This is a genomic window from Candidatus Bathyarchaeota archaeon (genome assembly GCA_023131225.1).
GTDB lineage: Archaea > Thermoproteota > Bathyarchaeia > Bathyarchaeales > SOJC01 > JAGLZW01.
The window spans coordinates 18654-27713 of record JAGLZW010000035.1 but is presented as its reverse complement, the minus strand read 5'-3'; the positions used below and the strand labels follow the sequence as shown (position 1 = coordinate 27713).

General features: G+C 43.4%; 12 protein-coding genes, 1 tRNA gene and 1 pseudogene. 3 read left to right on the top strand and 11 right to left on the bottom strand.

Annotated elements, in window-relative coordinates; all coding sequences use genetic code 11:
• The 8 genes and pseudogenes from KAU88_09050 to KAU88_09015 form a co-directional block, all read right to left on the bottom strand.
• Nucleotides 1–285: hypothetical protein (locus KAU88_09050; protein MCK4478653.1), on the bottom strand; the 285-nt coding region annotated here is incomplete at its 3' end.
• 7 nt (nt 286–292) lie between these two features.
• Nucleotides 293–1360 carry a hypothetical protein gene (locus tag KAU88_09045; GenBank protein ID MCK4478652.1) on the bottom strand — a complete coding sequence of 356 codons (1068 nt, stop codon included), beginning with the start codon at nt 1358–1360 and terminating at the stop codon, nt 293–295.
• A 108-nt stretch (nt 1361–1468) separates the two neighbouring features.
• Entirely contained in the window at nt 1469–2227 is a 759-nt protein-coding gene (locus tag KAU88_09040) for a CdvA-like protein (protein ID MCK4478651.1), read from the bottom strand.
• A gap of 203 nt (nt 2228–2430) precedes the next feature.
• Nucleotides 2431–2721: a hypothetical protein gene (locus KAU88_09035; GenBank protein ID MCK4478650.1), complete on the bottom strand. Its 291-nt coding sequence runs from the start codon at nt 2719–2721 to the stop codon at nt 2431–2433.
• Between the two features lie 165 nt (nt 2722–2886).
• Nucleotides 2887–3038 (bottom strand) — tRNA-Ser (locus tag KAU88_09030).
• 31 nt (nt 3039–3069) lie between these two features.
• The gene (locus KAU88_09025; protein MCK4478649.1) at nt 3070–3687 is read right to left on the bottom strand and encodes a class I SAM-dependent methyltransferase; all 618 of its coding nucleotides are present in this window, start codon (nt 3685–3687) and stop codon (nt 3070–3072) included.
• Between the two features lie 55 nt (nt 3688–3742).
• A complete protein-coding gene (locus KAU88_09020) occupies nt 3743–3997 on the bottom strand; it encodes a hypothetical protein (GenBank protein ID MCK4478648.1) in 255 nt (84 codons plus the stop codon).
• Between the two features lie 77 nt (nt 3998–4074).
• Nucleotides 4075–5108, bottom strand: a pseudogene (locus KAU88_09015) (RNA-guided pseudouridylation complex pseudouridine synthase subunit Cbf5).
• Between the two features lie 210 nt (nt 5109–5318).
• Between KAU88_09015 and rimI the strand changes: the two are divergent.
• From rimI to KAU88_09000, 3 genes are all read left to right on the top strand, one after another.
• A complete protein-coding gene (rimI, locus tag KAU88_09010; GenBank protein MCK4478647.1) occupies nt 5319–5813 on the top strand; it encodes a ribosomal protein S18-alanine N-acetyltransferase in 495 nt (164 codons plus the stop codon).
• Between the two features lie 250 nt (nt 5814–6063).
• Complete coding sequence (locus tag KAU88_09005) at nt 6064–6378, top strand: TIGR04076 family protein (protein MCK4478646.1); 315 nt, start codon at nt 6064–6066, stop codon at nt 6376–6378.
• Nucleotides 6379–6632: 254 nt separating this feature from the next.
• Nucleotides 6633–7355: a flavodoxin family protein gene (locus KAU88_09000; GenBank protein ID MCK4478645.1), complete on the top strand. Its 723-nt coding sequence runs from the start codon at nt 6633–6635 to the stop codon at nt 7353–7355.
• A 157-nt stretch (nt 7356–7512) separates the two neighbouring features.
• Here KAU88_09000 and KAU88_08995 read toward each other — a convergent pair whose 3' ends face one another.
• The 3 genes from KAU88_08995 to KAU88_08985 all read right to left on the bottom strand — a co-directional run bounded on the left by KAU88_08995 (nt 7513) and on the right by KAU88_08985 (nt 9060).
• The gene (locus tag KAU88_08995) at nt 7513–7800 is read right to left on the bottom strand and encodes a 50S ribosomal protein L14e (GenBank protein ID MCK4478644.1); all 288 of its coding nucleotides are present in this window, start codon (nt 7798–7800) and stop codon (nt 7513–7515) included.
• Between the two features lie 381 nt (nt 7801–8181).
• The gene (locus KAU88_08990) at nt 8182–8772 is read right to left on the bottom strand and encodes a cytidylate kinase family protein (protein MCK4478643.1); all 591 of its coding nucleotides are present in this window, start codon (nt 8770–8772) and stop codon (nt 8182–8184) included.
• Nucleotides 8773–8793: 21 nt separating this feature from the next.
• Nucleotides 8794–9060 (bottom strand): 50S ribosomal protein L34e, encoded by a 267-nt coding sequence (locus KAU88_08985; protein MCK4478642.1) that lies wholly within the window; start codon nt 9058–9060, stop codon nt 8794–8796.

The window sequence follows — 9060 nt, the reverse complement described above, 5'->3', positions numbered from 1 at the left end:
ATTAGCCCCTCTCGGATATTCAAGCATGTTCGCAACTATATTCAACCCCGTAGAAGTATTCGGAACCAAAGCAATCTCACCTTTTTCAGCACCTACAAGCTTCGCAAAAAACTCTTGCCCAAGACTATACTTGGAATCGTCAATCTCAAAGCGACAAAGGTCCTCATTATACTTCCTCATCACATCCACCACAGGCTGCGGAAGAGGCGAGTAAGCAGAGTGATTCAAAAACACCTTACTCTGCGTCACTGGGAACTTCTCACGAATCTGTTGAATATCCATCATTTTTTGCCTACCTGAAACATCTCCAATATTTTTTTAGAATCTGCCTCAACTCTTTCACCGTGGCCTCAACACGCTCATGACACCAAGGAGGCTCAACTGGCGGCTCAGAAGGATCAGTCACCTCTATCCTTTCCACACCTGCAACCCCCGCCGCAAGAGCATACCAACAGAGAGGCAAAACTCGAGGATTGTAACCACTACCCACCAACAAAACAACTTTACCCCCACAAACCTCTTCAGCCACATCCACAACAAGCCTCGACAAGTCAAAAAAACCCTTCACAGTCAAACCCAAACTACCAAGAATGTCAGCAAAATGCGGATCACTCCCACCATTCGCCAGAACAACATCAGGCTTGAACTCCTTAGCAAGAGGAACAAAAATCTCCCTTAACACAAAGAAATACGTCACATTACCAGTTCCAGGCGGCAAAGGCACATTAACATTAAACCCCTCGCCCTCACCCCTACCAATCTGACCGACAAAACCAGTGCCTGGAAAAAGAGTTTTCGGGTCTTGATGCACTGAAATAAACAGTACCGAAGGGTCAGAATAGAAAACGTCACTGGTGCCGTTTCCAGCGTGCACATCATAATCCAAAATCAAAACACGTTTAACCCCATGCTTCTCCTGAAGATACCTAGCCAGTATGGCGACATCGTTGAAGATGCAGAATCCACCACCGAAGTTATTGCCCGCATGATGAAGCCCACCACCAAGTGAAACTCCGCGTTCGATCTCTCCGCCATAAAGAGACTTTCCAATTTTCAACGCTCCACCCATAATATGCAGTGCTGCTTCAAGTATGCTGGGCGATAAAGGCGTGTCAAGGTCATAAGGTCTACTTTTTTTTGCAAAGTCGAAAATCAAGTCAACGTAGCTTTTGTCGTGAACCCGCAACAAATCTTTCAACATAGCGATTTGAGGTTTTAAAATGCTGACGTTAGGCAAACTTAGTAGTCCCTTTTCTTTAAAAAGCTTCATAGCGTTGTCAAAACGGTCGCCTCTAAAGGGATGCCCAGGTCCAAAGTCATACTTTCGATACTTGTCGTGAAAAGCTATTCCAACACGCAACAATCACACTTCTTTTTCAATATCAAAACGTACAACTATAAAAAACATCAGTAGCTAGGAAGTAAACTGGTAAAATGAAAAAGAAGGATTGAAGCGTTTTCTTAACGCTTATTCTTGCGCTTGCTCCGTCTCCTCTTCGTCCGGGACTTCTTGCGAGACTTCCTCTTGGGTTTCTTGCGTGTCTTCCAGAGTCTCTGATGTCTCTGCTTCTTCTGATAAGGGGGTCTCTTCGTTTCGAAAGGACTCTTGGGCCTCCTCCACTGGAGGTTCTACATGCTCTTCTTGTTCCGAAACTGTTTCCACCGGCACCGCTTCGGTTTCTTCTTGGATTGTTGGTTGTTCCTCTAAGGCTGTCTCTATCGAAGTTGTTGTCTCGGTGTCCATAACTATCTCAAGTCGCTCCTCAGTTTCTGGTTCAACAGGAGCTGCTTCTGCTTCTTCAACTTGAAGCGGCGGGGGGGGTGAAAGACCTATGTTTTGTTCGCTAAGGTCAGAGATTGCTTCTTTAATTTCGTCGAGTTCTTGCCTTGTTGTCTCCAATCCCAATGAAAGCACGTTGCATTCACGGTTGTATGCCTCTTCTTCAATTTCTCCGGAAACGTGACGAATTTCAGAGTTTACAAGTAGGAACTCCAACGTTTTCAGCTGCTGCTCCAGTTCACTTATCTTTGTCTTCATCTTTTCCCCCAAGGAAATCTGTTTTGCCTCGATCTCAGCTATGGCCTCAGCAACTTCATTGCTAAACGAGTCGTAAGTTGGCTGCGAAACTTTTCCTGCTTCAAACAATTTCTCCAAAGCTTGTTTCTTTTTCTTTGCAAGCTCTAATTCGCCATCTATTTTCTCCAATGAATACTTCCACGAAATCAATCACTTACACCGCATCCTAGTTAACGTTAAAACTCAAAATAACCTTTAAATAGGCAAACTTTGATAAAAAGAGCCAAGATACTTGCTATATTTGACAGAAAAGGCTAAACTAAAGGTTTTCATCATAACATGTAAATATATCGCAAAATGTTAGGTTACAACTAATTCACTTATAAAGCCAAACAAAAGAAAACAAAGTAACGCTATTTCTCTTTTGAGATTTTCGGCAAAAGTTTCTCAACGGAATCTTTTACTTTGTTCCACTCATCCACGCTTCTAATGCTAAACTTGTGCTTTCTCTTCCACTTCCCATCTCTAAATTCCCACATGTACATGGCGATGGAACGTCTACCAAAAGATTCAATGGCCACAATTGCTTCCCACCATTTATCGCTTTTAAAGATTGTCAGGTAATCAACTACTTTGTAAAATTCTGAGATGGGTAGTTTCTCAGATGGTTGATCAGCTGGCTTTTCCTCTGTAGATTCAGTCATCCAATCACTTCTCCTAAACTACAAATCGGCATTCCAATTTAAAACCTTCTAAAACAATGGATTTTTATCTTTAAGATTTTGGAATTCAACATTTGGTACACACCTCAAGACCTGAAGAAAAGGTCATATACGTTGAAAGAAAGCAGTGGTTACACTGAGAAATTCTGGCGCCGGGGGTGGGATTCGAACCCACGTGGCCCAAGGGACCACAGGCTTTCAAGTAGCCATTTCCAGGCTTAGGCTCTGTATTATACAGATCTGCTCCATACCTGGCTCCCCGCATAACAGTTGTCTGTTATGCTCTAGGAGACCCCGGCACTAAGCTGTGAAATAAGCATCCTCACCATTTTAAGGCTTTTTGGAGAGAAGCACTCTGTAACCGCTTTTTCTCGCCAGAACCTCTACATTGCCGAAAGTTTTTCTTAATTCGTTTAGAAGGCGTTTTCCTCCAATCTTTGACCTTACAACCATCTGAAACGCTGCATCTTCCCGCAGATGTTTGGGGGCATCTGTGATTATAGGTGATACTATTTGCATTCCTGCGCTTACTGGAGGATTGCACAGAACGACGCGAAACTTCACATTTTCTACTGGTTCGTAGAGAAATCCGCGGCGAATCTCAACATTACCTACTCTATTACGTTTTGCGTTTTCTTTGGCCAACCATATTGCCCGTTCATTCACATCAGTCATGATCACATGTAAATCGGGATTGAACATGGCAGCTGTTATCCCAACCGGGCCATAGCCACAACCCAAATCCAACACGTATCCTTTTTTCGGTAAAATCATTGACTCAATTAAAAGCCGTGTTCCCAAATCGATACGTCTCTTTGAAAAGACACTTGAAGACGTTAAGAACTCAAAGAAGTGCCCGCGAAGGTGGGTGCGTATTAATCCAAGTTGAGGCTTCGATTTGGGTTGTTTGGTATAATAGTGTTCATCCTCGCTACGTTCGCGCTTCATTTAGAGCTGCCTCTCCCAACTTTTGACAAGAGACTAGAAGCGATATCGTAGGTTGTTATAGTTTAAGTTGTTTTTCGTGGCGTTCCCAGATGAGACCGATAATTAGGAAGAGGATGCCTAACACGAAAAAGTAGGTGAGCGGAAGGGAAAAACTTGATAATGCCTGTTCAAAGGTTTGACTGCCCATTTGAGTATAATATAGGGCGGTAATCAGTAAAGCAGCAAACGTGGCGAAGCAGCCGATGCCAAAACCTACTGCTAAACCATTTGTAAACGCACTTTTCCTGTGATACTTCCGCTCTTTTTCCAAAAAGCTATCCGCCCTTAGTAAAGAGTGTAGCCTTGACAAAGCTAATAAAATGTTTGAAAGCCACATCTTAATTGAAACTAAGTACTGCTGCTCATGCTCCACATCTTTGGATAAACATTTCTATCCATTAAAACCCTAACTGTCTTGGCCACAAACCCGTGATCCATATTTAGAATTCGCTCCGACGAAGCCAATGCCCTCGCGAAAGCGACTGCCTCGCCTTTCTGAGTGAAAATAACTACTCCATCCTTCTTCTTTATCCCAGTTTCTATAGACAGAACTCCAGGTGCAGTTACATAAGCCCCATGACAAACAGCAGCCACTGCAGAATCACGTATGAAAATTTTAGGAAGGAGTTCTAGAGCCTTCTCCATCGGATAGATAATTTCTTTAAGACTCTCTTCGTTACCAGTTTCTTGGCTTTCGGAAACATAATATAACAGGTCGTATAGTGTCACGAGCCCCTCGCTTTCAGTGAAAGGCCCAGCACGAGTCCGGCGAAGCTCTTGCATGTGCGCGCCACATCCGAGAACCTCCCCTACATCGAAACAAAGTTTGCGAATGTAGGTGCCGCTTTCACATCCTACTCTGAAAAGAACGTGTTTCTCTCTCATTTCCAAAAAATCCAGGTAGTAAATCGTTCTTACCCGCAGCCTTCGCTTCACAGAAGACCGCACCGGAGGTCTCTGAAAGATTCTTCCTTGGAACTCATTTAGAACAGTCTTTACTTTTTCTTCTGGCATTGAATGGTGGAGCCGCATTACACAGATGTATTCTTTGCCACTTAAAAGAAGCGCTTGAACCACCTTTGTGGATTCCACTAAAGCAACAGGCAGAACACCAGTCACCTTGGGATTTCCCTGGCTTGCTAAACGGAAGCCCCTAGGGTCCCACCGTGACCAGCATGTCCGATGTTTAAGATACGCTTAACCCAAGCTGCAACTTCGTGGCTGGACGGCCCAGATGTTTTATCCAAGTTTATTACTCCAAGCCGGACATAGTCTTTGATAGGACGTTCTTCAGGCCTGCAACCATATTGGGCATCAGTTTTTTCTTCAGCCTTAACTAGCAGCTTCCTTTTGATTTTCCACGGTGCATTAATTCCTTGCATTAGTTTCCTCCTTCAAAAAACAGAATATGTCTTAGAGAGTATTAGCATTTTTGGAAGAAAGTTCTATTTCGATGAATACAAGACCCTAAAAATGGGGTTGTGCGGGAGACATCTCCACTGCTAACATAGAAAAGCACAACCATTGCATTTCTCGTTGCATGCATGCAAACACGCAAAGATTAATCGAAAACCACGCTTACGTAAGAGGGTATGGAGAAAAATCAAACATTTCCCTCATCTATGGAAACTACAATTAGACCCTTTGAAAGGTCTGATCTGGATAGTATCGAAAATATTGAGCGAAGATCGTTTAACGACCCTTGGTCGAGAAGTGAATTTGAGCTTGCCCATCAACGAGATGGCAGTAGATTTCATGTGGCGGTCAGGAATGCGAAAGTCGTAGGTTATGTTATAGTAGAGGTGATGAAGACTATGGATCTTCTAAAGCTACGGTTAATAAAACGTGGACACCTGCTGAATATAGCGGTAGATCCAAAGCATAGACGTTATAGGGTGGGTAAAACGTTGGTGGACGCTAGTATCAGATGTCTGCGGAAGGAAAGCGTGCAAGAAATCTGGCTGGAGGTTCGTGCGTCCAATTCGATAGCGAAGAGATTCTATCTCAAGATGGGGTTTAAAGAGACCGGACGGAAAAACCAATATTATCTAACTGAAGACGCCTTGGTCATGAAGAAAGAGCTTTAGAATGAGCCTTTTCGTATGAGTGTTATAAAAAGAGGGGAATTATTTTTGTTTGGAAGACTTATCCTTCTCCGAAGCATAATGAACGACTGACTCGACGCCTTCGCTTATGATTTGACGTCGAGCTTTTACAAATCCTACGATTGTGCTGAAGAATTTTCCGATTAAGAAGAAGCATGCATGTCTAGATGAAAAAGTGTAGCGCCAGATCAAGATTAATAAATCTGGCAGGAGAAGTAACGGCGGTGGTCTTATGGTAGAAAGCAGCAGAGTGAAGATTACAGTAGTGAAAAAGACAGATTCAACCCAGATTTTCGGTGATAACCCTCCGATGGGGCAGTCAATTGAAGCATGCAGGGTGTTCAAGGAAGGCCAAGAGTTCATTGTTGGCGAAGATGGTGAAATGCCAGAAGGATTCTGCCATTGGGCTTGGAACGACATACACAAAAAGGTAGTCACATTAATGTTCGGTGGAAACTTTCCCTGGATGAAAGAAGAAGGAACCTCAGTATCCTGCTGCACCGACGGACTGAGACCGGTAATCTTTGAACTTAGAAGAATCGAATAAAGCCAATGCATGCGTGCCAATATGCTGAAGGTAACCGGATATTCCACATACTTGATATACGATTTTCATCAAAGTCTACACCTTGAAGGATCGATCCCCAGGTCAATAGCTGGCATAAAAAAGCCATTGAAGAACTGACTGCAATGGAAAATCTTTCATCTCGAACCTATTCAGTAGATCGACCCAGCCTTGTGAAAGATTTATCTAAATGCCTAACCATGCATACCCTTCTCAATTACAGAGCTGAGTAAATGATGAATGTATTAGCAATTAATTCCAGCCCCAAGAAAGATAAAAGCCATACATCCTTGATTCTTAATCCTTTCCTAGATGGAATGAAGGAAGCAGGAGCAAAAGTCGAGCTTTTCTACACTAGAGACTTAAAGATCAAACCTTGCACTGGAGAGTTCAATTGTTGGCTGAAGCATCCTGGTGAATGCTATCAACAAGATGACATGCAACAGCTCTATCCCAAACTCCAAGAAGCAGACATCCTCGTATTCGCTACACCAGTCTATGTAGATGGAATCACTGGACCTTTGAAGAACTTCATTGATCGAATGATTCCCCTAGTAAAGCCTATGTTTGAGCTTCGTGAAGGCCATTGTCGCCACCCTCCAAGAGAAGATGTAAACAAAGGAAAACTGGTGTTAGTGTCGAACTGTGGGTTTTGGGAGCTGGATAACTTCGATCCCCTAGTAGTACATATGAAGGCTCTGTGTAAAAATATGAGTAGAACATTTGCAGGAGCACTGTTGAGACCCCATGGACCAGCCTTCTCCTATATGCTACGAAGTGGGTCATCAGCCGATGACGTTGTTAAAGCAGCTAGAGAAGCTGGGAGTCAGTTAGTTCGCAATGGACAGATTTCAGATGAGACATTGCTCACGGTTAGTCGTGACCTCTTGCCACTTGACACGTATGTTGAAGAGATCAATAAAGAGTTTAAAAAAGCATTGGAATCCAAGAATAAGTAGTCAAGTCTCTAGCTGTGTTATGATAGCAGTAAAAGGCATGCATGTACTGACGGAGAAGGCTTTCAAGCACGTCTATGGTCGAAGAAGCCCTAGACTATTCTTATGCTTGCATTTCGCGGAGTTCATAGAAGAACAATCCTTTTTTCTATGTGTTACCTTAAGTAAAAGCCTTCGGTTTGACAAGTTCTTCCATTTCTTCAGTTTTCCCAGCCGTTTCCAGTGCTTGAGCCACGTCTTCGTCGGTTGCCCCTCGGTCGAGTTTAATTTTTTCTCCTGTTGGTTCTATGTGATTTATGTTGACTCTTCTGCGCTTTATTCCTGTAACCTCTTTGGGTCCAGTTAAGAGGACGAAGTTCTTGTCAATCAGGTCTACGATCACGCATTTGCGTCCCGCCTCTCTACCGACGACTTTCACACAGATTCTCCCAACTTCAACTGCAGACATTGGAGATCACTCCGCTGGTTTTGAAAGAGATGCAGCAACTGATATTTAACAGTACCCATTTTTCATCATTAGCACTTGTTTCTCATGTGTACACGGAGCACATTTGGCTGTACTAGTGCTGTGAGATGCCACACCCAGACTCTTGAAACAGCACAGTTTTAGAGATTGAATTCAATGTCAACGCCTTACCACGGACTGACATGTTTAAGTTTCTACTCTACATTGGCGGATACTTTGAACCTCCCCAAAAAAAATTAAGGGAGCTTAGCCACCTACCCCCTCCCCCCTTACTTCTGGGTGGATTTCTATGAGTGTGAAAAGGAAATTGTGCGGGGGATATTGCCGCTTAAGAAGTTGACATTTATAGTTTCACTGTTGATTCTAACGGAACATACGATCTATAACGAGGCTTAGTGTTTTGAGAACTTCATCTGAACTTAGATCGTTTACGTCTAGAATGAGGTTGAAAGGAGAAAAATCTTCTCCAAGGTCAAATCCGTAGAGTTTTTTGTAGATAGCTTTGGTTTTCGCGTCTTTCTCCTTCAAAGCTGCAAACGCTTTTTCAATGCTTATTTTGTCTCGTTGTGCGATTCGCCGAGCCCTTTCTCTAGGCGATGCTTCCAACCAGATTTTGAAGCCTGTTTCTAGAAGCCATGGCATAGTCCAGCTGTCAAGAACAACATCTCCTTGCCTTGCCCATTCCAACAATTTTTCGTCAACCTTTCTGTCAAAGGACGAATCCTCCGTTCGTTTCTTGAGGAAGTTCATTCCTTCTTCGCTTTCCCACCACCCTCTATCGACAGATTTGGAACCTGCTTCTAACGCCAAAGCTTTCAGTGCATCGCCTCCTGAAAAATAGCGCAACTCATATTTTTCAGCGATTTTTTTGGCTGCGGTGCTTTTGCCGCATCCAGCCATCCCTGATATGCACAGAGCAATCTCCTTTTTCGAATTGTCAGACGATGTCGCCATTTCAGCTTCTCGCCTTCAGTGTCAAAGTGTTCGTGATGTTTGCTTCAGCAAGTCGCGGAGGCAAATGTGGCAGAGTTGTCCGCCGAAGATGCGGCTGATTCTTTTCTGGGACTTAGGAAGCTTGCGTATCTTCAAGGTTGAGTGGGGTAGAAATGTGAGATAGCGTCCACAATTAGAACATCTTGGATTGTTTGTCTTTTCTTTTTTGTATAGTACCTTGTTGCGTCCGCCAGGTAAAGAACGATATTTTCGCTTTTTACTTCTCGTTCTCAATGCAGGGCGTGGCAC

What these genes read in the sequence shown, in the direction of transcription:
- KAU88_09035 (MCK4478650.1), bottom strand. Translation starts at nt 2,721, where the DNA reads ATGACTGAATCTACAGAGGAAAAGCCAGCTGATCAACCATCTGAGAAA.
- rimI (MCK4478647.1), top strand. Translation starts at nt 5,319, where the DNA reads ATGGAGAAAAATCAAACATTTCCCTCATCTATGGAAACTACAATTAGA.
- KAU88_08995 (MCK4478644.1), bottom strand. Translation starts at nt 7,800, where the DNA reads ATGTCTGCAGTTGAAGTTGGGAGAATCTGTGTGAAAGTCGTCGGTAGA.
- KAU88_09025 (MCK4478649.1), bottom strand. Translation starts at nt 3,687, where the DNA reads ATGAAGCGCGAACGTAGCGAGGATGAACACTATTATACCAAACAACCC.
- KAU88_09000 (MCK4478645.1), top strand. Translation starts at nt 6,633, where the DNA reads ATGAATGTATTAGCAATTAATTCCAGCCCCAAGAAAGATAAAAGCCAT.
- KAU88_08990 (MCK4478643.1), bottom strand. Translation starts at nt 8,772, where the DNA reads ATGGCGACATCGTCTGACAATTCGAAAAAGGAGATTGCTCTGTGCATA.
- KAU88_09005 (MCK4478646.1), top strand. Translation starts at nt 6,064, where the DNA reads ATGGTAGAAAGCAGCAGAGTGAAGATTACAGTAGTGAAAAAGACAGAT.